The organism is Nocardia sp. NPDC003726 (genome assembly GCF_053586955.1).
Map to the genome: position 1 here is coordinate 306,320 of NZ_JBSFNF010000001.1, position 25,174 is coordinate 331,493.

The window sequence follows — 25,174 nt, forward strand, 5'->3', positions numbered from 1 at the left end:
GGGAGACAGACGTGATTCGGCACGTTGATTCGGTGCCGAATCATTGGTTCCAGGGCAACAGCAGTCGGGTGAGGACTTGGCGGAGCTCGGCCGGCGGTAAGGGGGCCGCGCCGATCATGACTTGGCGTTGGATCAGTCCGTCGACGACGACGGTAACCGTCTCGGCGGTCAGAGCGGGTTCGGGGACCTCGAGCGTTTCGAGTAGCCGTTGGGTGAACTGCACGAAGGCGCGACGTTGCTGATCGAACAGGTCCCGCAGCTGGGGGTGGAACTGGGCCTCGCCCAGTAGCAGGTGTCTTGCCAGAGCCCGCCGACGTGCCGGTCCGGTGGTCATAGCCTCGATGAAGGAAGCCATGAGCTCGGCCAGTTGGGGAATCGAGGACAGGTCGTGGGCCGACACATCGGTGAAATGAGCGACCACGAGCTCGTAGTCGCGGGAGAACAGCTCCTCCACAGCCATGGCGACGAGCTTGCCGCGGGTGGGCGCGTGATAGTTGACCGCGCCGGGGCTCATCCCGGCCGCAGCGTCGACTGCCCGGTGGGTGAGACCGCGCACGCCGTGGTTCACGAGCACATCGATCGCCGCCGAGGCGATGCTGCGGCGGCGCCGGGCCACGTCCGGACGGGGGGGCTCGCTCATGACGGCATCGTAAAGCGCGGGTCCGGCGCCGCCATCGCCGCTGGTTGTCGAAAAAGCTGGAAGCCAGGGGCGCAACCAGCGACCGGCGCTGGCGGCCGAAGTCATGTGGGGTGCCGACCAGTGCGCGAACTCAGGGCCCTGTGTTGTGTCACAGAGCCGGGTCGACGGCCAGCCATGCCGACGCACCTCTTCTAATCTCAACACATGTTGAGAAGCTGGTGGATGTCGCGGCGCGCGATGCTGTCGATGATCACGAATGTGGGGGCGATATTGATGATCGAAGAGTCGACGGGCGCCGGGCACGCCACCCCTACGGGAGAGGCGCGTTATCGGGGGTATTCCGCCGAGGATCGGCTCCTGCCCTTTGCGCGGTTCTTCACCGCGCGCACGCTGCCCGCGCCCGCGGAGGTCGCCATGGCCTATGCGGGGCCTCCGACCGACCCGCAGCTGATCCCGGAGTTCGACTGTCTGCCCAGCGATTTGAGCCCGAGCGGATACTCCCCGGTCGAGACCGGATACGGGCATACGCGATCGGGTGTGATGTGGGTGGCGGTGCGGACGGCTATGCCGAGAGTCAGTGCGGCGATGTGGGACTGGTGGTTCGGTTGGCATATCGCCGAGTCGGCTCGGTATAAGCTTTGGCATCCCGAAGCGCACCTGTATGTCGGTGCCGCCCAATCGCGAACCGAGGCGGGGCTCGGTGACCGCGACAAATACATTGGCAACACGGTCTATGTCGATGAGTACATCGGCGTCAAGCTGCAGCAATTAGCCATCAGCTTTCACGACCCGGCGTTGCTCGGCCTGGAAGTACCCGACGGTCACACGATCATTTCCGGCCGGGTGGGCAGCAGCGTGGCTCCGCTGGATGTGGGGTGGCTGACGCATCAGGTCCGACCCGTGGCCGGCGGATGCGAGATGCGCAGTCGGTTCTATCTGAATCTGTACGGCCCGCGAGTTCCCGATGCGGGTCAGGCCGCGCGGGCAGTAGCGCGCGGAGCCGCTGTCGATCCCGCCGATCTGATGCTCGGGCTGGATATGGCCCGCGAGCTTCTCCTGCACTGCGGACAGGAAATGAACCATCTCGCCACGTTCCTTCCCGAACTCCACCGCGAATTCGCAAACTAGGCCCGGCGGGGTACGGCCTGCGGTCGAACTGGCCGCAGAACATCCAGGCGGCCGGTGGCGGTCGGCTCCGCCGATACGGCCGCACGGTGGAGATCATGAACCCGCTACTGATCACCAAGGCGGAGGCGCTGCCGGTGATCAAGGCATCCTCACGCCTGTTCTACCGGCTGTTCCCGTTCGACGAGGCTGCGCTCATCCTCACCCGCGTCCAGCCACCGTCCCGGGCTGGGAAGGGGTCCTCCAAATCGGCGACCCGATCTCTCTGCAACATTGCAACCATCTTTGTTGCGATGTAGTCTAGATTTCGATTCCCGCTGATGGCACGACCAGTACCCCCCGGACTGTGAGACCTCATGGCACTGACAGCGACGCGACCTATCGCCCTTATGGGCCCAGTTTCTTATCCGCCCACTACTGGTCGGCAGACCCCATCCGGCATACAGGCCGAGCCGTCGGGGCGGCACCCACACTCCGCGTGCGGGAAGGCCACCTCGGTGCCGTCGGCGGATGCCGGGCGCGCGGCGCCGTCGCAAAGGAGCCGCAAGTCCCACGAGAGCGGCCCGTTGGCCCCTGGTGGTGATGTGTATCTGCGGCTGTGGGTGAGCGGCATCGCTTTCGACTACGTGGTCTCGGCCGCGGCAGTGGGCAATCTCCTGCAGGATTGGGCGAAATCGCGCTGGTGCACGATCGAAGTGGTCCGCAACCCGAGCATCGAGCACCGGCCGCCGCGTCTGCCGTGTGAACGGTTGTTCCTGGGCCCGTGACAGGCAGCGCGGGGTCCCGCCGCCTGGACGGTTCAGCTCGGCGTGCTGCACCCGGTGCACCGCGGCACAGCGATCGGCCATATCCAGCCAGTCCCGCGACTGCAACCCGGGCTCGATCGGTTCATCGGACTGGTTCGGTGTGCATCGCCTGTGTGCCCACGACGGTCAGCAGCGAGAGCTTCTCGGCGGTGTCGGTCCCGGCGCGTGGGGTGAACCACAGCAACCGCTGGCGGCCGTCCTCGCTGAAGAGGCTGAGGCAGTTGAGGTCGAGCATGCCGACGGTGGGGTGGAGGATCCGCTTGCGCTCGTCTCTGCGCACCTCCACGTCCTGGTCGGCCCAGAGCGCCTGGAACTCCGGCGACTGCTGCAGCAGCTCGTCCACCAGTTCGGTCGCCTCGGCGTCGCCTGGACTGCGTCGCCCGACTGCCGCGCGCGGGTCGGCAACGAACGAGCGTGACTGCGGGGCGAGGTCCTCCTGCGGGTAGATCTGCCGCGAAGCCGGGTCGGTGAACTATCGGTAGATGAAGCTCGCCGCGCGGCCGTGGCGCGCGGACAGGTCGCCGAGCATCGCGATGGCGAGCGGGTTCTGGACCAGAACGGTGTGCAGGTCGGTGCTCACCATCGCCGGGGTCCCGTCGATTCGTGTCAGCAGGTCGAGCATCGCGGGGTGCACGTGTGACGCCGTCCCGCCCTGGTGCGGGATCGGTCGGTTCGCCAACCGGTACAGATGGTCGCGTTCATCGCGACTGAGGCGCGGCGGTCACCAGCACGGTGGAGCGCTTCGGGTCGCTCGACGCGGCAATCGCGAACGCAGGCGGCGCGTCCGCGGATCACTTCCGGACCGGCGGTGCCGGCGTCATCGACGGCGGTGATCCGCAGCTGTGAACCCAGGCATGATCGACACCGCGTTCTGGCACGGCCAGGCTCCCCCCATCGCGATGAGCCCGGATTCGGTGGCCGAAGCGATCGGCTTCGCGCTCGACCAGACGGCAGGCGTCGACCTCAACACGGTGACGATCCGTCCGATCGGCCAGCCCGTCCGACTCCGGGCGGACAGCAATGGTGCACCGCAGCACACACGGCTCGACCTGATCTCCTACATCGAGACGTACCGACGACGAGTGCGCACCTTGTACCTCGCCGTCGATGAATACGGTTCGCGCGAAATCGTCGCGCTTCATCGCAGTTACAACATCGACCTGAAGGAGCTACGAGTGCTCGAGGCGGACCGGGTCGGCCCCTGCTTCAGCCGCCCCGATCGCTGGCGGCACGAAGAAGTCTTTGGGTAAGACGTTCGCTCCGAACGTCTTCGGTGGCCGGTGGACTTGCCACGGCTGGTGAATACCGGCATTGCGGCGGGGCGCGAAGTGCGAAATCTTCGCCTGAGAACACTTCGGATCCTGACGACGAACCGATTTCAGGCGATTTGTGGGAACTGTTCATGCACTGCTCGCGGTCGAGGTCGTGCGCTGGCCCATCCAGGGCTTCGGCGCGTTCGTCGTTCCCGGAGCACGGAGAGCGCCGTGACGTGGGCCGAGGATGAGGATCTCGCCGGGTCGGTCGAGCAGAGTGGCCGAGGCAGTTCCCCGCGAGTATCTCCGGACGACGACGAATTCCCCGATCCCCGGTCGGACCGGTTGTGTCCTCCCAGGGACTGGATCATCGCTGCTCACACGAGTAGGCGACTGTCGCGGGCGCTGTTCTGGTGATCAGATCCGAATTGATTGCGCGGGCATATGCACGCTTCGCCCAACACTTGAGCAACGAGATCAGAAGGATAGCGAGGGCTGATGCCGAACACGGCGTCAGGCCCATCGCTCGCGAAGCCAGGGACGCGGCGCAGATACTTTCCGACGCCGACAGAGGTTTTCGCCACGCTTTCGATCCCGGCGACCCATCGTTCCCGCGTCCGCTGGTGGGATCCGGGTCCACGATGCCGGATCGTTTCTATAACGGTGCACGCCTGTGGCAGGTCGACCAAGTGTTTCCCAGGGCATTTCGCGGAAGGGAATCCGCACCCGAGGAAGGCTATATCCGCACCGCGTCACACAGCACCGCCGGAGACGTGGTGTACCTGACCGACGGCAGCGACATCGCCGGCGTGTACGGCACGATCACGAGCTGGACCGATGTCCGCGACGGAACGATGCGGTTCCACCCCGCAGGCATGGTATTGGGTGTCGACGCCAACCGCATCAGGGTCGATCCGATGCTGGAGGAAGGCCATTCGGCGGCCAACTACCTCGAAGGTGTCAGCGACCGCGTCTTCACCACCCCGGGCCGCGTGGACACATCCAAGATCGTCAGCGTGGAATTCCAGACCTACGACGACATCATCGACAATCCCGATGTAACCCTGGTGGCCGACGGCTTTCCCGGATTCGACGGCCTCCGGCAAGAGTCTCTACGCGACCCCGCGGTAGTCGCCGAGCGCCTCTCCGCCATCGCCGACGCGGTGCGCAGAAACTACCCGACGATCGACGTCACCGTCAGCGCCAACCACCTCTCCAGCGAGGAAGCCATCAGAACTTTCCTGGCAACATGAGCAAAGCGCCGGCAGCCTCGGTCCGGTCGCTCCGGTCTCTCGTCAGTCGCTTCCTGGCGCGGGGTGGACGACCATGACGGGGCAGGAGGCGTGTTGCACGAGGTCGTTGGCTGTGGAGCCGAGGAGCATGCCAGCGAAACCGCCGCGTCCGCGGCTGCCCACCACGAGCAACTGCGCATCTTCCGACCGCGACAGCAGATGCGCACCGGGGGCGGCCATCTCCACCTCGCGGGTCACGCGCACGCTGGGGTACTTCTCCTGCCAGCCCGCCAGTCGCTCGGCGAGGACCGCACGCTCGACGTCCTCGCGTACGGCGTCGAGCCGGCCCGGCTGGCCGGCGAAGCGGCTGGCATCCCAGTCGCTCCAGACGTGTACAGCGACCAACTCCGCATCACGCGCGGCAGCCTCCGCGAAAGCAGCCGCGATAGCGGATTCGCCGACCGGGCTGCCGTCCACGCCGAGGACCACCGGGCCGGTGCGGTGGCCCTCACCCCGGGTGCCGGAATCGGGGCGCACGACGATCACCGCACCCTCGGCGTGCGCGGTGACCGCCAGCAGCGTCGATCCCAGATGCGCCATGGTCCCGGTGTTGCCGGTTGCCCCGAGCACCACCGCGAAGGCCTCGCGGCTGTGGTCGATCAGCAGCTGCTTGCCGGTGTCGGTGGAGGTACGGATTGACACCCGCAAGCCCGGCGCCACCGACAGCGCCACTTTCTCTGCGCGGGCGAGCATTTCCTTTCCCTGCTCGCGGACCGCGTCGACCACCGACGGCATCAGGACTTCGTAGCCGCCGAGCACCCAGCTGGTGCCGACCAGGTCCAGCCCGTGCACGATCTCGAGTTCGCGCCCGCGCTCAGCGGCGAATCCCGCCGCCCACCGCAAGGCTGTCCACGAACCATCCGATCCGTCCACGCCGACGACGACCTTGGCGGCGGCGACATGATGCGGATCGTCGAATTGCTGCCGGCCCATGAAACTCTCCCTCTACCCTTGATCGTGACGTACCCGATGGGCACCGTACGAAGCGTACGACCGGTGCGGCGGCCCTCGGCGTGGCTGATGGTCACCTCCAGTGGGGCCGAAAGACCATGAACAGCAATGCGGCGGCGTTCAGATCGATGTCCTTGGTGTCGGAGCGAATCTGCTGTGCCGCAGAAGATCCAGTCCAAAGCCATGCGGACGTGCTCGAGTGGCATCCGGCTGGGGTCGGTCGCTGTCATGATGTGATCCTGCGGGTATGGCAGCGCGCAAGCGCCGAGCGATGGTGATCGATGAAGCCTCACCCCGGCTCCGACTTCGGCGAGCGCGGTAGCTCGGCGCCTTAAGGCGATACCCAGCGAGCGGGGAACCGCAAATGTGCGGTAACACGATCCGCGACCCTCGCCGCTAGCTGGTCAGCGCGCGAAATTGCGATGAACGTGTAGCTCATCGTCCCGAGCCGCGTCAGCAGGTGACGGGTACCGTGTCGCCCGCCAACCGGAACTCGAACCGGATCGCGCCCGGACTCTGCGCGGGCAGCACTATGGCCGCGCCGTGCCCGGCCCTCCAGCTGCGGGGGACCAAGACGTAGTGGTCACCGATGCGGCTCAGTGGCGCCACCGCCGGACACCGCGGCGAGGGCGATCACCGTGGTACCGTCTCGCTCGACCGGCTGGGCGTAGACGCGCTCGACCGTCATGGTGCGCAGGTTTTCCGGCAGCACCGCCAGCGCCGCGATCGGCGACGCCACTTGTGCGGGTTGGGTCGCGTACGAATCGGCGAACTCGGCCACGCCGGCATGGATCCACCGCATCTCCGGACAGATCGCCGCGACGCCCGCATACGCCGCGTCATACATTTCGTCGAGCAGGTCGGCAAACGGCTCGCCCAATTCCGGTGGCGACGAGAGCAGTTGCGCACGCACCGCACCGGGCGGCACCGTCGACAACACCGGCAGCGACTCCACCCGCTCCCAGTAGTCGGCCACCCCGATCCACCACCGCGCGGTCGTGTTCCCGAAACTCCGCCGCGGTCATATGCCGAGGCGGCGCATCGTCCACGGGCTGCGCGCCTGGGGCGCTGGCCGACGACATAGCGCGTGCCTTGTACCGACGGCCGACGGCGTGGATCGATCGTGACCGGTATTCGGGCTACTGGAGCGTTCCGCTCTGCCCAAGCCCTGTCCGCCTTCTCACGAAGGGACGAAGCGCCACAGCTGGGTACCGTCCCGTGTGTTGTCGACGACCGTGAGTCCGTAGTTCAGCCTGGCCGGCAACATCCTCCAGTACGGTCGCGACAAGGTCCCGGTCTACTACCCGCCCATCAAGGACCTGGCCCAACGGCTGATGGACAATCCGAACGATCAGCAGGCGAAGAACGACCTGAAGTCGATTCTCAAGACGGTGAGAAGCGAGGCCGACAAGCAGGTGCAACGTGGTGGATCCACCGGTCTCGCCTTCGAAACAAATGCCGGACCCGCCGAGTACGGCACGTCGCTGATAGTCAGCCGCCCATGTGCTGCCGTTGGTAGTGCATCTGCACTTGCATCCACACGCATTGGGGCGAAAAACCTGCTCCGGGAAGCATGCGGACATCCGCACAGGGTGTGTATCGGCGATCTTGGCGGCGAAAGTAACGAACTATTCGCAAACTTCCGCAGAGTAGACCGCGAGTTGGGTATCGAGGCAAGTCCGAACCGCGGAACGGTAGCTGATTTGTTTCGATTTGCTTATTCCGGAGGCGGCCGAACGATTTCTTCGAGACGGCTCGGGCACCCTTGAATTCTCTGGTTGCGGATAAGCCCAGTATGGGGCATGACTGCCTATATTCCGCATGAACAGTACTACAAGCGCCTTCAGTGCACGGCACGGGCCGAATCGGCAGATATCGCGTACCGGGCCCAGCGGTGCGGAGATCCCGACCGACAAACTCGGCGCTTCACCTGTCCGACCGCTCCATTTCTAAGTAGAGGACGCGGCCTACGCGAACCTGATGCATGCCGTCGAATCCGCTAAGGACAGCTCTACGACGATCGGGCAGGACCTCACCGCGGTGCTCCCGGTGATCCAGAAGATCGAGGGCGTCTGGGGGGCCATCTCGAGCGACCTCGAGACGATCCGGACGATGATCGACAAGAACATCGAGCAGGTCCCGCCGATCATCATGGACTTGGGCGTCGACGCGGCTATCCGGAAGTGGGCGGCGGTGGCCAGTGAGGCCGACAGCTTCCGGGTGAATGCCTACGTCACCGAACAGCAGCGCACCAGTTTGGATCAGTGGACGGTGGAGGCATGGCGGCTGGATACCCTCCTCACGCCGAACTGCGTCCTCGCGGGTGTGTAGGAGCGCGCCATGAATGTCGTTGCGGCGCAGTCCTACGATTGGCGCACGCTCTACGGTGACATCGAGGCGCAGGGCAACGTGCCCTGCGCCTCGGCCACCGTGATCGATGCGACCTCCGCGGTACTCCGGGCCATGTATCTCGATCTGGGCGAGGTACAAGCCACGTTGCACAACTCGGGTTTCGATCCGGTGCTGGTGACGCTGGTAGCCGACGTCGTGAACGTGCCCGCCGGGATCTCGTGGCAGCTCCAGCAAACTGTTCTGTGGATCCAGGCGCGACGGATACAGAGCGACGAGCCGTTCACCGTGACCCTCGACTACCAAAACGACCACGGTGCCCGATTCGTGCTCTTCTGCGACGAGCTGGCAGGCAGCGTGCAGGGGCAGGCCGTGGTCGCCTCCCAGCAGACCGTCGCTCTACCGGTCATCGATGCACCACCGCCGTCCGGGGGCGTGCTGATCAAGTATGTCGAGGGCAGTGGTCCGGTTCAAAGCCCGCTGGACCGGGCCCACGGAGTCGCGGCCCTGTCTGCCCCGGACTACTTCCAACAGGCGCTGCGCACCGAGTTCCTGTTCGCCTCGCTGCTCTACGACACCCACCCCGACCTGGCGCTACGCCAGCTGACCTGGCTGAAGAACTGGTCGGGCTACAACGTCGAACTGCTGGGCGTGCTCCTGCGCAGCTCGTCACTGGCGACGTTGCTGGCCGCGCAGATGAACGCCGAATCCGATGGCACGATCTTCGTCCCGTATCTGAGTCGGCAGGTCTACACCGAGCTCGCGCAGGCGTTCGTGGCCGAAGCCAAACAGTACGAGGCCGACTACCAGGCCCTCAGCACCCAGACCGTCGTCACCGACAACTTCATCCAGCTCGCCAAGACACTGCTGGCGAACAAGACCTACGAGACCCAGTACACCACTCAGCTACTCGCCCAGGCGAAAAGCAACTTCGACAACGCCAGCGCCGCGGTCGCCGCGGCACAGCAACGGCTCACGGCGGCCCAAGACATCGCCCAGGAGACCCAGATCGATTTCGAGGAAATCGGCGTACCCGAATGGAAGCGCGCACAGATCCTCAAAGCGATCATCGACCTCAGTACCGCGGTCATCACTTTCGGCGTCGGGATCGGCGCCATGTTCGTGGGCGACCCCGCCGCGGGCGCCGCCGCGGCGGGCAGCGCGATCGAGGGAGCGGAGGCGGTCGAAGCCGCCGCCGAAGCCGGCAGCCAACTCGCGAACTTGGCCAAAGGGCTCAAAGACTGCATGGACCAGCTCAAAAAGATCGCGGAGGCGCTGAAGAAGGTCTATGACCTGTCGAAGGAGATCGTCGACGCCGTCGAAAACTTCCGCGACGCCGAGGAATACGCCGCCAAGCTACGGGACATGAACCTCGACACCGGCGGGGCGGATCTCACCGCGACCTACCAGTGGCGGATCTACCAGCAAAACACCGACGCCATGCTCGCCGACCCGGTCGAGAAAGGCATCCGCTACGCCCGCGAGCTCGAACTCGCCGTCGATGCCGTCGCCATCCACGGGCAGGAATTGGCCGCCGCCCAAACGGCCGCCGTCGCGGCCGGCCAGCAGTACGCCGCGGTCAGCCTGCAAAAACAGTTGGCCGAACAGGAACAGCAGCAACTGCAGCAGTACGTGGACTCCCTGGTCCGGGGCGAGGCGCCCCTCGCAGCTCTGATGCAACAGCTGTACCTGCGCTACCTCGACACCAAGAGCTCGCTGTTCACCGCCCTGCAGGGCTACCGTGCGTCGTACTTCTACTGGGCTCTCGCGCCCTCGGTAGTGCGCCCACGCATTCTCGACAACGTCGGCGAACTCGACGCCGGGCTGACGAACCTCACCAGCATCACCATGGACTCCGCGACGGCCCTGGAACACTTCTCCCCGCCACCGCAGATCCTCACCGACAAGCGATACACCATCGACAACACAAACGCCCCCGACGTTCTCGCGCAATTCAAGAAATCAGGAACCGCCCGATTCGAGGTATCACTGGACACCGACCAGTTCGCTGGTTTCGGCAGGGTCCGGCTCACCCGGGTCCGTGTGTGGGTGGAAAACGCCATACTTCGCAACGGCACCTCGGTCAACCTACAGATCAGCACCCAGGGCAACTATCTCGACCGCTACCGGGGAAGGAACTACCAGTTCACCTCCAAACCGCTGGACCTCGACTTCGAATACCGGGTATCCCCAAAGCAGAACGGACCACCGGACTGGACCTTCGACGACGGCACCTACGGCTACGTCGAAGTCGACGGAGCCCTCGACCACGAAGTGAGCTACGCCTACTTCGAACCGACCCCGTTCGCCGGATGGAACATCATGATCAACCCCTCGACAATCGACCTGACGAACGCCACCTCGATCACCATGCAGTTCTCCGGTTCGATAATCCATGACGCCTGACGAACGAACTGACGGACCCGATCCGGCTGAACTGGGCCAGCGCCCGGCCGTGGCCGCGCACCCACTGATGCCGCGTTCCGGCAGGCGGACGAGCTGAAGGCGACGCTGTGAATCCCTTCATCGGTCACGGATTCATCGCCAACGACGAGGACTTCTATCTGCTCGCCACCGATTCCGCGTTGCCGCTGGACTCCGATTCAGGCTTCCAACTTTGGCGCGTAAGTAAAGCCCGGCCTATGCGGCATCCTGTCGCCGATCGTTACCGATGGCGGCACGGACCTCGGCTATCAGCCGCGTGATCAGGGGCTCGGGTGCCTGATCGTTCCATACGACAGCCAGGTCGAAGGGTTCGGCGTCGGTGAGCTGGACCCAGCGCAGGTCGCCGATGGGCATCGCGGCGCCGAGCGGCTGGGGCGCGATCCAGATACCGCGGTTACGGCCGACCTCGAGCAGGCAGTCTTCGACGGTGGGCACAACCGGGCCGAGGGGAGCTGAGCGGCCGTCGGGTCTCGGGTCGGCGGTCCAGAACCGTTGTGCCTGTTCGGAGGTGAGGATGTCCGGACGCAGGACAGGATCCTCGGCGATGTCGGCGAGCGTCACGCTCGTGCGGTGTGCCAGAGCATGCCGCGGCGACAGCGCCACAGTTCGGGGATCTCGGCGCACCGTCGCGTGGTGCAGACCGACGTCGGCGATCGGCAACCACATGAAAGCCGCGTCGGCGCGACCGGTCTGCAGTAGTTCGAGTTCGTGCTTGGGGTGTTGGGCACTGCTCAACGTCACCCGCAAGCCGGGAACCATGGACTCGAGCGCATCGGCCACGGCGACAGCGAACAGCGCGGTAGCTGCTGGGCAGCAGGCCAGACGGAGAGTGCCGGTTTGGGCGTCGGCGACTGCGCGCACTCGTTGAACCAGGCGGCTGAGGTCGTCGACGACCGCCGCCGCGCCGAGCGCGAGTTCCTCACCGGCTGGAGTGAGGAGAACCCCCCGTGAGGTGCGCACCAACAACGACACCCCCAGCGAACGTTCCAGCTGTTGCACATGCGTCGACACCGCTTGCTGTGTCAGGTGCAGCGCCACTCCGGCGCGTGTGATGGACCGCTCCTGCGCCACGGCCAGAAACGAACGCAGATGCCGAAGATCGAGCTCGCTCACGGCATCACCCTAGCTGTCACAACGATTCGTTGTGCGCCGTCACAGGAGATCGCTGTTTCCTTCTCGGCGCCGGTGTCGCCAAGATCTTCGTGGGGCAGCGCCACACCTTCGAGCCGGCAGCATGGGCGTCCGCCCAAGGCCCGACCTGCCCGAGACGAGTCGGAAAGAACAGGATGAGAAGTATTCGGAATGACCATAGACCGGTGAAGGCTGCTGCTCCGCCAACCGCAGGTGTGCGGCCGACAGGAGTCGCACGATGAGCATGATCGACGAATCCGTCGGGGCAGAGATGCGGCGGCTGGCCGATCGCCAGGCCGTGATGGACCTGTGCACGCGGATGGCCTGGCACACCGACCACCGTGAGTGGGATCTGCTCGAGACTGTGTTCGCCGATGAGGTGCATCTGGACTACACGAGCCTCAACGGCGGGGAACCCTCGACGCTCTCACCGGAACAGATCGTCGAAGGCTGGTCTCGGGTACTCGGCGGCTTCGACTCCACTCAGCACCTACTCGGCAACTCGCTGGTCAGCATCATCGATGACACCGCGGTGTGCACTGCGCAGTTCCAGGCCACGCACCGTTTGGCCACCGAATACGGCGACTCGTTGTGGACGCTCGGCGGCACGTACCGATTCGACCTGCGACGTGTCGGCGACAACTGGCGGATCACCGGCGTGGTGATGCACGCACGCTGGGGTGACGGCAACGAAAAGCTGATGGAACGTGCCTCCAGCCGATCCACACACTGACCGGCAGAGGTGCAACCTCGATAGCAACCGACGTCCGCGCGCGACCGTGCGCTGCGTCCTTGTTCGCCTGAAAGGCATTTCTTGACGACTCGACACAAGGTCAGCTTCCCCAGCGGGGATGCCACCCTCATCGGCACATTGTTCCTCCCCGACAGCGACGACCCAGTCCCCGGAATCGTCGTGGCTGGGACCTGGACCAGCGTCAAAGAGCTCATGGCCGACCGCTACGCCGAACACCTCGCCGACCGCGGGTACGCCGCGCTGTCGTTCGACTTCACCGGCTTCGGCGAATCCAGTGGCACGCCGCGCGAGGTGGAGAACCCGGCCCGCAAGATCGACGACATCCACCACGCCACGACATTCCTGGCCGCACAGCCGTCGATCGACTCCCACCGTCTGGGAGCGCTGGGAATCTGCGCGGCCGCGATGTACATGGCAGGCAACGCCGCCCGCGACCCGCGTATCGGATCGCTCGCCCTGATCGCACCGTGGCTGCACGACGCGGCCATCTGCGAGGCCGTCTACGGTGGCGCGGACGCCGTCGCCGAGAAGATCCAGATCGCCGAACAGGCCCGGGCGCGCTTCGAGGAGACCGGCGAGATCGACTACGTCCCCGTGGTCAGCACGACCGACCCACGCGCAGCCATGCCCTACGACATCGACTTCTACCTCAACCCGGCTCGCGGCGGAATCGCCGCCTGGCCCAACCGCTTCGCTGTCCTCGCCTGGCGGGACTGGCTCACCTTCGACTCCATCGCGTTGGCACCCCAGATCACCCAACCCACCCTGCTCGTGCACAGCGAGGACGCCGCGATCCCCGACGGCGCCCGCCGCTTCCACGCCGGACTCGCCGGCCGCAAGGACATCCTGTGGACCCAGGGCAGCCAGTTCGACTTCTACGACCAAGACCCCCAAGTCACGCTGGCCACAGACACCGCCGCCGCACACTTCGGAAGGACCCTTCGTTGATTCTCGTCACAGGCGCCACCGGAAACGTCGGCGGCGAAGTCGTCCAAGCACTCCTCCGTGAACAGCAACCGGTCCGCGCGCTGGTACGCGAGCAGACCGACCTGCCGGTCGAGCAGGCCGTCGGCGATTTGAACGAGCCGACCTCGCTCGCCGCCGCCGTCGACGGTGTCGATGCGGTGTTCCTCCTGCCCGGCTACCGCGACATGCCGGGCCTGCTCGCCACAATGCGGTCGGCAGGAGTGAAACGGGTCGTGTTGCTGTCGAGTCTGGCCACGGTCGCCACCGACACCCGAAACGCTGTCTCCGAGTTCATGATCCGCTCCGAAACCGCCGTGCGGGAGTCCGGTCTGGCCTGGACTTTCCTGCGTCCCAACGCCTTCATGTCCAACGCACTGCGCTGGCTGCCCCAACTGCGGTCCGGTGACGACGTGCGAGATGGCTTCGCTGAGGTGCCCATCGCCTCCGTCGACCCCTACGACATCGCGGCCGTCGCGGTGCGGGCACTGCTCGATTCCGGACACGAGGAACGCATTCACAAGCTGAGCGGCCCGCAACGGCTTTTGCCGGCCGAGCGGCTGGCGGTTCTCGCGCAGGTGCTCGGGCGCGATCTGCGCTTCCATCCGCTCACCGACGAGCAGGCCCGTGCCGACATGAGCGCACACATGCCGGAGGAATACGTCCACGCCTTCTTCAGCTTCTACAGTGACCGGACGCTCGACGAGTCCCAGATCTATCCCACGGTCGAAGAAGTGACAGGCCATCCCCCTCGCACCTTTCATCAATGGGCAGTGGCTCACGCAAACGACTTCCGCTGAATCCTGCGCGCCATGAGACTTCTGAGCAGATCACGCTCACAGCGCGACCCGGTAGGCTCACCTGATCCCCAAACTTCCACGGTCTGTGGGAGTTTCAGGGTCTGCGTGGTTCGCTTCTGTTGTGCCCACTCTGCCTCGGGAGGTCGTCATGCGTGTCGGTCGGTTGGTATCGGTTGTTGCCGCGGTGATGCTCGCCGCGTTCGTCGCCGGCGGCGGGCCGGCCGCCGGGCAGAGCAATTACGCGCAGACCGGGCTCACCCTGCACAACCAGTACCGGGCCAAGCACGGTTCCCCGGCCATGACCTTGACCCAGAACCTGAACAACCTGGCCGACCAATGCGCGAAGTACTACGCCCAAAAACGCACGATCGACCACAGCTGCCCCTACAAGAACGGAGCCGGGGAGAACCTCGTCGGAGGGCAGAGCACCTACGACGCCGTCTCCCTTGTCCAGATGGGCACGAAGATGTGGTACGACGAGATCAAAGAATACGACTTCAACAACCCCGGATTCAGCATGCGGACCGGGCATTTCACGCAGGTCGTGTGGAAGGCCAGCACCCGACTCGGTATCGGGTACGCCTCAGAGGGCGGCTGGACTGCCGTCGTCGCCCTCTACAACCCGCCCGGCAACGTGCAGGGGCAGTTCCCCCAGAACGTGGTGCGCCCGCGCTGAGCCGAGCCTGTCCACGGCGCTCCCTCGGCCATAGCGTGACTGCTCTGGTGGATGCTCCCCGACCCCCTGCGCGCCGCTGTCTCGACGGTGGTCGAGGTCGCACTTGGTCTCGGTGAGGGTGGCTCCGTGGCGTTGCCGGCAGGTGGAGAGCAGTGGCGGGCGTCGGCCCCGAACAAACGAGACGGCGTTCCTGGTCGACTTCCTGCCGGTGATCCGCCGGAGCTTGTCGCGCAGCGGGTTCACCGTCGACCACGTGCAGTACTACGCGGATGTGCGTGCGTTGATCCCCGCCGCCAGCCGCTGGCCCGGTTCGTGCCGCGCCGCGATCCCCGTGCAATCTCCCGGATCTGGGCGCTGCACCCCGAGACCGGCGACTACCTGGAAATGCCGTATCGCACGGGTCGCGACCGGCGATCAGCGGGCGCACGGTAGGGGGAACGGCCGCGGCAGACAGGAGATCGGAGTAGGCCGAACGGATCGGCCCGTATCAGATCGCGATTGCGAACCTTGGTGGTTCGACCGAAGGGGGATCGTCTTCGTCTGGTCTCAGAAGGCGCCGTCGGACAGGTCCATCAGCGTTGCCGTCACAGATGCCACGAATCGCCTCGCGGAGGTCAGATCCGGCAGGACAGTTCTGGCGAAGAAGTCGGCAACCGCCACTTTGCCCTCGTAGAAGTCGCGATCCTTGGAGGATGGTGCGCCAGAGAGAGCGGCGAGCGCGACTTCGGCTTGCTCCAGCAGTCGCCATCCGATCATGAGGTCGCCGAATGCCATCAAGAAGCGCACCGACGCCAGTCCGATCTTGTACAGCTCGCTCGGCTGTTCCTGGGCGGCCATCAGGTAGCCGAACAGGGTTTGGTTCATAGCCTGTACGTCACCGAGTGCTGTTGCCAGGACAATGCGCAGATCGCTCAGGCGTGCGTCACCGTTGTCCCGTTCGAGGAAGTCGGAGATCCCGCCCAGCAGATGGGTCATGGCGACGCCCTGGTCGCGGGCGATCTTGCGGAAGAAGAAATCCAGGGACTGTATAGCGGTGGTGCCCTCGTACAACGAGTCGATCTTGGAGTCGCGGATGTACTGTTCGATCGGGTAGTCCTGCAGGAAACCGGAACCGCCGAAAGTCTGCAGCGAGTCGGTCAGAAGCTGGTACGCACGTTCGGAGCCGACGCCTTTGACGACTGGCAGCAGCAGATCGTTGACCCGGCGAGCAAGGTCGGCGCCGACGCCGGACACCTGCGCGGCGCTGGCGGGGTCTTGGTGTGCGGCGGCATACATGTAAACAGCGCGTAGCCCCTCGGCGTACGCCTTCTGCATCATCAAGCTGCGACGTACGTCGGGATGGCGGAGGATCGCCACGCGCGGGGCGGTCTTGTCGGTCATCTGGGTCAAGTCAGGGCCTTGCACTCGGCTTTTCGCGTACTCGAGCGCGTTGAGATAGCCGGTGGACAATGTAGCGATCGCCTTCGTTCCCACCGACATTCGCGCGTTCTCGATCACTTTGAACATCTGGGCGATCCCGTCGTGTACGTCACCGACCAGCCAGCCCTTCGCCGGAACGCCGTGGCCGCCGAAGGTGAGTTCGCATGTGGCGGACGCCTTCAAACCCATCTTGTGCTCGACATCGGTGACGAACACTCCGTTGCGGGCGCCCAGCTCGCCTGTGTGCGAGTCGAAATGAAATTTCGGCACGAAGAACAAGCTCAAACCCTTCGTGCCCGGCCCCGCTCCCTCCGGCCGAGCGAGAACGAGGTGGAAGATGTTCTCCGCCAGATCGTCCGATTCGGCTCCGGTGATGAACCGCTTCACGCCTTCGATGTGCCAGCTGCCGTCGTCTTGCTTCACCGCCTTCGTGCGGCCGGCCCCGACGTCGGAGCCTGCGTCCGGCTCGGTGAGCACCATAGTCCCGCCCCACAGTCGATCGATCGCGATCTTCGCCCAACGTCGCTGCTCGTCATTACCGACCCGGAACAGCACGTCGGCCATCACGGGCCCCAGCATGTAGAAGAAGACAGCGGGATTGGCGCCGAGCAGCAGCTCGTTGATCGCCCAAGTCACCATCCACGGCGCCGGAGTTCCCCCGAGTTCTTCGGGCAGTCCAAGGAGGAACCACTCCGCGTCCTGCCAGGTCCGCACCGACTTCTTGAAGGCGTCCGGTAGCGCGACCGAATGCGTGTCCGGATCGAAGATCGGCGGATTGCGGTCGGCATCGGCGAAAGAAGCGGCGACCGGACCCTCGGCTTGTCGCGTGGCCTCGACGAGCATGGAGCGGACCGTGTCCGAATCCAATCCCGCGAAGCTGCCGGATCGAAGGATTGCATCGAGACCCAGGACCTCGAACATGTTGAACTCGAGGTCGCGGACGTTGCTCTTGTAGTGACCCATAGGGGACCTTTCGTGGCGCATGGGCGACTCCGGACGGCCGAAGAAGCATTCATGAGTATTCAAAAAACTGACTATGAAACTAGTGACCTATATGGCCGTCTGCAAGCAGCAGGGCGGAGCCTCGTCGACATGCCGGCTCGGCGCGGCCGACCCTCGGTCCTACTGCCGGCAGGCCGAGACCGTGGGGTGATCGGAGCTGTGGGACGTGGATGGTGCGGTCATCGCGCATCCACCCTGTCGCTCCCTCGCATCGCGCCGACGACGGTGTGTCCGCTACCCTCTCAACCGTACAGTCATAACGGCAACGATGTTGCCGATAATCTCGGCCCGAGGAGAGGGTGATCGGCATGCGTACTGTCGAAGTGAACGCCAGATACGGGGCGCGACCGGAGGAGGTCTGGGCGATCCTCTGCAATTTGCCCCGCTGGAGTGAATGGCTGGCGATTCACAAGGCGTGGAAGAGTGACGTCCCGAATCGGGTCACCAGAGGTGATGCGGTGACGGCGGCTGCGACGGTCATGAATATGCCGATCTCCATCGATTGGACGGTCGAGGATGTCGTGGAGCCGCACTCCCTCGTGCTGGTCGGAACCACCAGGGCCGGCGTCAAGCTGGCCTTGGCCGTCGATCTTCGGGCCGAGTCGGGGGGCACGACTGTCGCCATGACGGCGAATATCGAGGGGGGAATGATCGACGGACCGATGGGGGGCATGTTCAAGCGATCGCTGGTCGGCGCGCTCGACAAGTCCCTGAGGAAGGCCGAGGCGCTTCTGTAGCAGTGCAAGGTGCCCTCGATGTGGCCGCCGGGCGAAGTTGCCACCCGGTTCGGGCGAGGACTGCGTGGGCGGGCGACCTCGACGATCGTGAGCGGCGGTTGTGGTCGACTTCCTCGTTCGCGCCGAACTGTTCTCATCGCCGGTACTTGTATCGGTAACGCTGTTGCCGATATAGTTGGCCTGCGCTCGCGAGGACGACCGGAGGCCGAGGTGTCGTGTCGGCGAGTCGCCGCATCAGCTGTCCGGTCGGGGTAGCCCGCCGGCGCTGGTCGGCGTGGATGACCTCCGTTGCCGCCGCGAACTGCCTCGCCCTTTCTTCGGCCGACGCACGACTCGGCTGAGGGGCCGTGGAGCCTCACGCGAGTGCTCTGCCGTAACGCGAACTGAAGGAGAACTTTTGGACGGCCGCACGCTATCGCTACACCGCTTGCCGTACGGCACGCCTGGTCGTCGGCGTTGGGCTTCGGGCGCTACCAATAGCGGCTGGGATCTGGCGAGGGGGGTGGACAAGCGATGACAACCGGGAATCGACTGCTGTTGCGTGGCGGGATCGTTCTCACCATGGATGCCGATCTCGGCGATTACGAACGCGCCGATGTGCTCATCGAAGACGGCAGGATTGCAAGTGTCGGAATGGATCTGGTCGCCGACGGCGTCACAGTGGTCGAGTGCGAAGGGAAGATTGTCCTTCCCGGGTTCGTGAACTCACACCATCACATGTTCCAGACCGCCTTGAGGTCGTACTGGTCGGATGCGCTCGACTCCGACTATTTCCTGCAGTCACGCTTCGGCGCCGACGGGCTGTTCCATCAGTACACGCCCGAGGACGTGTACTGGGGTGAGTTCGGCGGGGCTTTGGAGAATCTGGCAGCGGGCACCACGACCGTCGTCGATACCTCGCAATGCTCCTACACTCCCGAACACACCGACGCGGCGCTGGACGGCATCCGCCGCTCCGGCATCCGTTGCGTTTTCAGTTTCTCGCCGTGTTTCGGTGACCATGAACCCTCGCCGTCGTACGCCCATCCGGAAGACATTCATCGCCTGCAACAGACCGTCGCTACAGGGGATGGAGACCTTGTTCGCATGGCGTTGGGCTATCACGTCGATGAAGACCTGTTCCAACTCGCCAAGGAACTACAGCTGCCCGTCTTCGCGCATGTCAACGATGTCAACTGGGGGCGTGCACTCGAAGAGTTCGAGACGCAAGGGCTCCTCGGGCCATGGATCACCTACATCCATTGCCTCGGCCTGGAGGATTCGGCGTGGCGGGTGATCGAGCGTACCGGTGGCAAGGTATCGGTCTCGGCCGTCGCCGAACAGTCCCTCGCGATGGGACGGCCTGCGCTGCAAGCCGCACTCGACCACGGAATTGCGGTGAGTTTCGGCACGGACGCCGTCAGCATTGCGCCCGTGGACTTCTTCTCGCAGATGCGCGCGGCGTACGTGCTGCAGCGAAGCGGTATCCCGCCAATGGTGGATGAAGCGTCGGAAGCGATGTCGCCGGTATCGACCCGCGACATCCTTCGGATGGCGACGCTCGGCGGAGCCCAGGCGGCTCATCTCGACCATCTCGTCGGCTCGCTCACCCCGGGCAAACGAGCCGACGTCATCGTCTTGAACGCACGTACGCTCAACGCGGGCCCGATCAACCACGCACCCGGCGCCATCGTCCAGTTGATGGACACAAGCAACGTCGACACGGTCATCGTCGACGGGTGGATGGTCAAACGGGGCGGCCGACTGGTCGGCGTAGATGTGGAGGACGTGCTCGAGCACCTACATCGTTCGGCGGCCGGTATCGTGCGCCGCTCCGGCACGGCAGACGTCCTCCTAACCGGTTGCCGCCAGCGTTAGGCTGCACTCGCACGACCAGCGGCGAACGGCCGGGCGCCCGGCATGCTGCGTATACGCGCAGGGCTGATGCGCCCTGCGCGACAGCCTGTACCCGCGAATCGGCCTCGCTGATCCGACGCAGGGGCGCCGCCGTCGCGCGATCTCGAGGCGGAGAGCATGGACGCACCTCGTCGACTCTGGCATCGCAGCGGTTCTCGGCGTCTTCGGGGGTCGTTGCGGGCTTGCTGCCGAGCCTATCTGTCGGCGAGCACTGCTGACTCGGGCCTGACGTTCGAACGCGGAAACGAGCACTCGCGTCAGTGTGAGCCAGTCGAGTCCCTTCCTGTGGCGTGCAGGTCCACAAGGCCTGCGACGAGCAATCGCAGACCGAAGCGAAACTCGTCTTCCAAAGTCTGCGTGGGTAGGCAGTCGGCGACGGCGACCGTTGCGGGGAACTGCGCAGGATCGAGCCGGCGATACAGAGCGGTGAGGCCGGCCGGCTCGATATTGGCTTCGGTGTTGTGGCCCTGTAGCTGGGCGGCGAACCCGATGACATAGCGGGCCACGGTGGTGTACACCAAAGCCGCGCGTTCGGGGGAGAAGTCGTTGGCGAGCAACATCGCCAAGATCCGCTCACGCAACATCAGCGCGTTGGGGCCGGTCGGTACCTGCTCGATGAGCAGGGGTGCGACACCGCGATGCCGGTGCAGGGTCGAGAACATGGCTTCGGCGGCGGCCGCGCACGCGCGCTGCCAGTCGCCCTCGGGTGCGTTGTCCTCGATCTCCACCTCGCCGAGCACCCGGTCGACCACGTGGCCGATGAGCTCGGCGCGATTGGCGACGGCCCGGTACAGCACCGCCGTGCCGGTGTCGAGACGTTGGGCCAGGGTGCGCATCGACAAGGCGTCGGGCCCTTCCTCGTCGACGATGCGCGTCGCGGTGGCCACGATGCGGTCGAACGGCACCCGTGGGCGGCCGGGGGAGCGGCGTGCCGGAGTCTCGGCGGTATCTGAATCGGAGGCGGTCACAACCTCATTCTCTCGTACCGGCGGACCGGCGCATCCGACCACCATAATATCGGCCACGTCGTTGCCGATAGGGGTTGACCCAGGAAAGATTATAGGCAACACTGTTGCCATTATGAGTAGACGAGTAGCCGTCGATGACTACATCGACCCTGATTCGCGCTTCGCGCTCGTCGAGGGCCACAAGCTCCACTACAAGCGGGCTGGTGCGGGGCCCTCCGTGCTGCTGCTCCATGGCAGCGGCTCATCACTGCACTGCTTCGACGAGGTGGCCTCGGCGTTGTCCTCGTCCTTCGACGTGATCCGGCTGGACCTGCCCGGGTTCGGCCTTACAGGGCCGCGCACAGACCGCGACTACAAGGTGCAAACGTTCGCCAGAACTGTCGCCACATTCTTGGACTCGCTGGGGGTACCGAAGGCTTCGCTGGTGGGCAATTCGCTGGGTGGCAACATCGCCTGGAACTTTGCTCTGGATTACCCGGGACGGGTGGATCGTCTGGTTTTGATCAATGCCACGGGCTATCCGGGTAAATCGCTTCTGCTGGCGCTGCGTCTGGCGAGGAACCCTATCGGTCGGGTGCTGCTGCGGCGCTTGTCGTCTCGCGCGGCCACCGCACGCAATCTGCGCTCGGCGGTGGGGTCGCGGTCGTCGGTGGTGGACGACGCGATGGTCGACCGGGTGCACGCCATGCTGACCCGGCCGGGTAACCAGCAGGCATTCATCGACTTCGCCAATACCGACCAGATCGACCGCACCGCCGAGATCCCGGCCATCACCGCGCCCACGTTGGTACTGCGCAGCGCGTCGATCGACGGTCAGCATTTCACCCGCGACATCCCGGGCTCCCGCGAACGGGTGCACCCTGGCGGCGGGCACCTGCTTCCCGACGAAGACCCGGGATGGGTGGCAGGCGCGGTCCTCGACTTCTTGACCACGGAGCCGACCTCGCGGACGGAAGGCCTGCGATGAAGTACTTCGTGGCCCGCGGCGAAACCCGCCGCTTGAACCAGAACAGCCGCGCCGGACTGCGCGGTGACTTCCTCCGATGCCGCGACGGAGTCACCCACTACGAGCTGACCGGACCCATCGGAGCTGAGACTGTCGTCTTCGTGGGTGGGCTGACCATCCCCCTGTTCTACTGGGACGACCTTGCCGCCGAACTCTTGCGGCGCGGATTTCGCACCCTCACCTACAGCGCCTACGGACGCGGTTACTCCGAGCGTGTGCGAGCTGCCTACGACGAATCACTGTTCGTGCGGCAACTGACCGATCTGACCGAACGACTGGGACTTCACGAGCCCTACCACCTCGTCGGAACCTCGATGGGGGCGCTGGTCGCCATGGCCTTCGCCGCACAGCAGACCGACCGACTGGCGACATTGACCTTGGCGGGCCCGGCTGGCTTACAGCCCGAACCTGCCGCCGCACGGCTGCTGCGCCACGAGTGGTCGGGGACCGTCCTGGCCCGAATTCTGGGCAGCAGAATGCTCGACCGGCACCTCTCGCACAATGTTCGCGACCCGCAACGATCCGCGGCGCTGACGGCGATGGTGCGGGAGTGCTACCAGTTCGAAGGCTCGATCTATGCGTTGGCGGCCACGCTTGCCGATTTCCCGCTGTCCGCCCGCCACGACCTCTACCGGAGTACCGGACACCTACCGGTGCCGCGCATGTTGCTGTGGGGCGACGAAGACCAGGTCACACCCATCACCAGTTACGAGGACGTGTGCGCGTTGCTGGCTCCCACCGAGTCGCACATTCTCTCGCCGTGCGGGCACATGGTCCCCTACGAGGAGCCCGTCGAAATGAGCAAAAGGTTCACCGCTTTCGTCCACGGAGTCAAGGATGGGGTACGGCGATGACGACACCGCCTGATACGGAACTCGTCGACGTTCTCGTCGTCGGCGCCGGGCCCGCCGGCACCGCTTTGGCGATCGATCTGACTCGTCGCGGGCTGGCGATACGGATCATCGACAAGGCCGCGCACGCTTTCGACGGTTCGCGGGCCAAAGGCATCCAGCCGCGCAGCCTGGAAGTCCTCGAGGACCTGGGCGTCCTCGACGACATCCTCGCCGGAGGAGCCACCTATCCACCGTTGGGCATCCATGCCGGCCCCGTGACCATCCCTTGGCACATGCAGTCGCGTAACGAGGTGACATCCGATGTGCCACATCCGAACACGTGGTTGATCCCCCAGTTCCGCACCGACGCCGCGCTGCGCGCCGGGCTGCGGCGACTCGGCGGAACTGTCGAAACAGACTGCGAGCTGCTCGGATTCGAGCAGCGTCCGGATGCGGTGGTGGCGACCGTGGCCGGACCCGGCGGCGTGCACGAGATCGCCGCCCGCTATCTCGTCGGCGCCGACGGCGGCGCCAGCGCGGTCCGCAAGAGCTCGGGTATCGCGTTCGAGGGCTCGACCGACGAGTCCGATCGGATGATCATCGTCGACGCCGTGGTGGAAGGCCTTTCCCGGGACCGCTGGCACGTGTGGCCCAGGCCTGGTGGTCGATTCGTCGGTGCGTGCCCGCTGCCGCATTCCGAGCAGTTCCAGTGGATGATACGGCTGGCGCCCGACGAGCAGCCATCCCTCGACGACGACGACCTGAACACGCGAATCCGCGCCCACACCGGGAGCACGCGTATCCGCCTGTCGCAGATCAGTTGGAAGACGGTGTTCCGCCCCAATATCCGTCTGGCCCAGCAGTATCGGTCGGGACGGATACTCCTCGTCGGTGATGCCGCTCATGTACACACCCCGGCGGGTGCGCAGGGACTCAATACCGGCCTGCAGGACGCCTACAACCTCGGCTGGAAACTCGCTCAAGTGCTCGCGGGGGCGCCCGACAGCCTCCTCGACAGCTACGAGGCCGAACGGCAGCCTATCGCGGCCGGTGTACTGGGCTTGTCGACCAAAAAATACGAGGGGCTGTCCAAACTCGACCCGTCGTCCATCAAACGCGGCAACGACGAACGCCAACTCGGCCTGCATTACCGTGGTGGACCGTTGGCAACGGCCGAGGCCGAACGGACCGCGACCCTACAGGTCGGTGACCGTGCCCCGGACGCGAGATTGCTGAATGCGACGGGGGGAGCGCAGCGGCTGTTCGACCTTTTCTCCGGTCCGCACTTCACCGCGCTGGCCTACGGTCCCGCGGCGGCCGCGGACCTGGCAGCACTACCCTGGCCCGCGGCCGGTGCGGAACTGAGACGAGTCGCCATCGACAGCGGGAAGCAGGCGGCGGTCGATGTGGCCCTTGTCGACATCACCGATTCCTTCGCTCGGATCTACGGCGTGAGCGACTCCACGCTGCTGTTGATCCGCCCCGACGGCTACATCGGCGCTATCGCCACCACCGACCGGACGTCACGGACGCTGAAGGCCCTCAGCGCGATGACCCCGGAGTTGGCGGCTACCTCTGCGCTGCATACCCCGGAGACGCAGGCATGACTCGCAACGTCATTCGCTGGAATCGCCCTCTTGCCAGCCGGGAGTGCGAGGACGGCGATACGGCGATCATTTCGGCCAGGGCTGATGTTCGAACGTTGGAGCCTCGATGCTGTGGCATCTAGCGGTGGACTTCGGACTGGGTGCACCCCTGCATTTCGTCGCCTCGCGCGAGGCGGCCATCGCATTCGCCCGCGAGTCCACCGAAGGTGGTTGGGCGCGCGCGGCCGCGGTCGACCAGCAGGTGGACGAAAGCTACCCAGTGATGCCGTGCCAGAGACTGTACCCGGTACCGAGCGCAGCGGATCGCACGCGCAGCACCCATCGTCTCTGATACCTGCGCGAGATGGCATACGGGATCGTGGGCTGTGCGCGCCCGGGTCCCGCGCGAAATTCAGTGGCCGGGAGGCGGCCGCTGGAGTCGGCCTGAGCTGACCGCTGCTCGTTGGCAGACCTGGCGGCCGCGGCTGCATCGGGCTGGTTGTCGACGTGCATCGGCATCCAGGTGACTCGACGCATTCCCG

General features: G+C 65.3%; 24 protein-coding genes and 1 pseudogene. 17 read left to right on the top strand and 8 right to left on the bottom strand.

All coding sequences use genetic code 11. The features are described from left to right. Positions 1-40: 40 nt before the first annotated feature. Positions 41-640 carry a TetR/AcrR family transcriptional regulator gene (locus tag ACWDMM_RS01435; RefSeq protein WP_357205996.1) on the bottom strand — a complete coding sequence of 200 codons (600 nt, stop codon included), beginning with the start codon at positions 638-640 and terminating at the stop codon, positions 41-43. Between the two features lie 204 nt (positions 641-844). Between ACWDMM_RS01435 and ACWDMM_RS01440 the strand changes: the two genes are divergently transcribed. From ACWDMM_RS01440 to ACWDMM_RS01450, 3 genes are all read left to right on the top strand, one after another. After that, positions 845-1,768, top strand: a complete 924-nt coding sequence (locus ACWDMM_RS01440) for a DAPG hydrolase family protein (RefSeq protein WP_357105243.1) — start codon at positions 845-847, stop codon at positions 1,766-1,768. An 86-nt stretch (positions 1,769-1,854) separates the two neighbouring features. Continuing rightward, the gene (locus ACWDMM_RS01445) at positions 1,855-2,064 is read left to right on the top strand and encodes a hypothetical protein (protein ID WP_195081348.1); all 210 of its coding nucleotides are present in this window, start codon (positions 1,855-1,857) and stop codon (positions 2,062-2,064) included. A 285-nt stretch (positions 2,065-2,349) separates the two neighbouring features. Next, positions 2,350-2,532 carry a hypothetical protein gene (locus ACWDMM_RS01450; protein ID WP_195081349.1) on the top strand — a complete coding sequence of 61 codons (183 nt, stop codon included), beginning with the start codon at positions 2,350-2,352 and terminating at the stop codon, positions 2,530-2,532. Positions 2,533-2,653: 121 nt separating this feature from the next. On the opposite strand, the pseudogene ACWDMM_RS01455 reads toward ACWDMM_RS01450, so the two are convergent. Further along, positions 2,654-3,193: pseudogene (locus ACWDMM_RS01455) on the bottom strand (MmyB family transcriptional regulator). Between the two features lie 232 nt (positions 3,194-3,425). Between ACWDMM_RS01455 and ACWDMM_RS01460 the strand changes: the two are divergent. Then, complete coding sequence (locus ACWDMM_RS01460; protein WP_195081350.1) at positions 3,426-3,821, top strand: hypothetical protein; 396 nt, start codon at positions 3,426-3,428, stop codon at positions 3,819-3,821. A 467-nt stretch (positions 3,822-4,288) separates the two neighbouring features. Continuing rightward, positions 4,289-5,077, top strand: a complete 789-nt coding sequence (locus ACWDMM_RS01465; protein WP_195081351.1) for a hypothetical protein — start codon at positions 4,289-4,291, stop codon at positions 5,075-5,077. A 42-nt stretch (positions 5,078-5,119) separates the two neighbouring features. Here the strand turns inward: ACWDMM_RS01465 and ACWDMM_RS01470 are convergent, their stop codons facing one another. The 3 genes from ACWDMM_RS01470 to ACWDMM_RS01480 all read right to left on the bottom strand — a co-directional run bounded on the left by ACWDMM_RS01470 (position 5,120) and on the right by ACWDMM_RS01480 (position 7,043). Next, positions 5,120-6,049 carry a universal stress protein gene (locus ACWDMM_RS01470; RefSeq protein ID WP_449935428.1) on the bottom strand — a complete coding sequence of 310 codons (930 nt, stop codon included), beginning with the start codon at positions 6,047-6,049 and terminating at the stop codon, positions 5,120-5,122. A 471-nt stretch (positions 6,050-6,520) separates the two neighbouring features. Continuing rightward, positions 6,521-6,676, bottom strand: coding sequence for a hypothetical protein (locus ACWDMM_RS01475; protein WP_449935431.1), 156 nt, complete (start codon positions 6,674-6,676; stop codon positions 6,521-6,523). Next, complete coding sequence (locus ACWDMM_RS01480; RefSeq protein WP_449935433.1) at positions 6,651-7,043, bottom strand: hypothetical protein; 393 nt, start codon at positions 7,041-7,043, stop codon at positions 6,651-6,653. The genes ACWDMM_RS01475 and ACWDMM_RS01480 overlap by 26 nt, the downstream gene beginning before the upstream one ends. Before the next feature lie 358 nt (positions 7,044-7,401). On the opposite strand from ACWDMM_RS01480, the gene ACWDMM_RS01485 reads away from it, so the two are divergent. From ACWDMM_RS01485 to ACWDMM_RS01495, 3 genes are all read left to right on the top strand, one after another. Further along, the gene (locus tag ACWDMM_RS01485; protein WP_449935435.1) at positions 7,402-7,836 is read left to right on the top strand and encodes a hypothetical protein; all 435 of its coding nucleotides are present in this window, start codon (positions 7,402-7,404) and stop codon (positions 7,834-7,836) included. 211 nt (positions 7,837-8,047) lie between these two features. Beyond that, positions 8,048-8,398 carry a hypothetical protein gene (locus ACWDMM_RS01490; protein ID WP_449935437.1) on the top strand — a complete coding sequence of 117 codons (351 nt, stop codon included), beginning with the start codon at positions 8,048-8,050 and terminating at the stop codon, positions 8,396-8,398. 9 nt (positions 8,399-8,407) lie between these two features. Further along, positions 8,408-10,822, top strand: coding sequence for a hypothetical protein (locus ACWDMM_RS01495; protein ID WP_449935439.1), 2,415 nt, complete (start codon positions 8,408-8,410; stop codon positions 10,820-10,822). A 234-nt stretch (positions 10,823-11,056) separates the two neighbouring features. Here ACWDMM_RS01495 and ACWDMM_RS01500 read toward each other — a convergent pair whose 3' ends face one another. Next, a complete protein-coding gene (locus tag ACWDMM_RS01500; protein WP_195081362.1) occupies positions 11,057-11,974 on the bottom strand; it encodes a LysR family transcriptional regulator in 918 nt (305 codons plus the stop codon). A gap of 256 nt (positions 11,975-12,230) precedes the next feature. Between ACWDMM_RS01500 and ACWDMM_RS01505 the strand changes: the two genes are divergently transcribed. The 4 genes from ACWDMM_RS01505 to ACWDMM_RS01520 all read left to right on the top strand — a co-directional run bounded on the left by ACWDMM_RS01505 (position 12,231) and on the right by ACWDMM_RS01520 (position 15,185). Then, entirely contained in the window at positions 12,231-12,725 is a 495-nt protein-coding gene (locus ACWDMM_RS01505; protein WP_323124249.1) for a nuclear transport factor 2 family protein, read from the top strand. 81 nt (positions 12,726-12,806) lie between these two features. Beyond that, on the top strand, positions 12,807-13,694 hold the full coding sequence (locus ACWDMM_RS01510; protein ID WP_449935444.1) for an alpha/beta hydrolase: 888 nt from the start codon (positions 12,807-12,809) through the stop codon (positions 13,692-13,694). Beyond that, entirely contained in the window at positions 13,595-14,509 is a 915-nt protein-coding gene (locus ACWDMM_RS01515; RefSeq protein ID WP_449935446.1) for an NAD(P)H-binding protein, read from the top strand. Before ACWDMM_RS01510 ends, ACWDMM_RS01515 begins: the two co-directional genes overlap by 100 nt. A 148-nt stretch (positions 14,510-14,657) precedes the next feature. Then, complete coding sequence (locus ACWDMM_RS01520; RefSeq protein ID WP_195081365.1) at positions 14,658-15,185, top strand: CAP family protein; 528 nt, start codon at positions 14,658-14,660, stop codon at positions 15,183-15,185. Between the two features lie 546 nt (positions 15,186-15,731). Here the strand turns inward: ACWDMM_RS01520 and ACWDMM_RS01525 are convergent. Continuing rightward, complete coding sequence (locus ACWDMM_RS01525; RefSeq protein WP_357105289.1) at positions 15,732-17,567, bottom strand: acyl-CoA dehydrogenase; 1,836 nt, start codon at positions 17,565-17,567, stop codon at positions 15,732-15,734. Between the two features lie 347 nt (positions 17,568-17,914). Between ACWDMM_RS01525 and ACWDMM_RS01530 the strand changes: the two genes are divergently transcribed. Together ACWDMM_RS01530 and ACWDMM_RS01535 are read left to right on the top strand one after the other, a co-directional pair. After that, entirely contained in the window at positions 17,915-18,343 is a 429-nt protein-coding gene (locus tag ACWDMM_RS01530) for a type II toxin-antitoxin system Rv0910 family toxin (RefSeq protein WP_357105292.1), read from the top strand. A 561-nt stretch (positions 18,344-18,904) separates the two neighbouring features. Beyond that, a complete protein-coding gene (locus ACWDMM_RS01535) occupies positions 18,905-20,200 on the top strand; it encodes an amidohydrolase family protein (RefSeq protein WP_195081368.1) in 1,296 nt (431 codons plus the stop codon). Between the two features lie 296 nt (positions 20,201-20,496). Here ACWDMM_RS01535 and ACWDMM_RS01540 read toward each other — a convergent pair whose 3' ends face one another. Further along, entirely contained in the window at positions 20,497-21,318 is an 822-nt protein-coding gene (locus ACWDMM_RS01540; protein WP_449935450.1) for a TetR/AcrR family transcriptional regulator, read from the bottom strand. Position 21,319: 1 nt separating this feature from the next. On the opposite strand from ACWDMM_RS01540, the gene ACWDMM_RS01545 reads away from it, so the two are divergent. The 3 genes from ACWDMM_RS01545 to ACWDMM_RS01555 are packed head-to-tail and all read left to right on the top strand — an operon-like array spanning position 21,320 to position 24,653. Beyond that, a complete protein-coding gene (locus ACWDMM_RS01545; RefSeq protein ID WP_449935452.1) occupies positions 21,320-22,174 on the top strand; it encodes an alpha/beta fold hydrolase in 855 nt (284 codons plus the stop codon). Beyond that, entirely contained in the window at positions 22,171-23,067 is an 897-nt protein-coding gene (locus ACWDMM_RS01550; protein WP_449935454.1) for an alpha/beta fold hydrolase, read from the top strand. The genes ACWDMM_RS01545 and ACWDMM_RS01550 overlap by 4 nt, the downstream gene beginning before the upstream one ends. After that, positions 23,064-24,653: an FAD-dependent oxidoreductase gene (locus ACWDMM_RS01555; RefSeq protein ID WP_449935457.1), complete on the top strand. Its 1,590-nt coding sequence runs from the start codon at positions 23,064-23,066 to the stop codon at positions 24,651-24,653. The genes ACWDMM_RS01550 and ACWDMM_RS01555 overlap by 4 nt, the downstream gene beginning before the upstream one ends. Positions 24,654-25,174 lie beyond the last annotated feature (521 nt).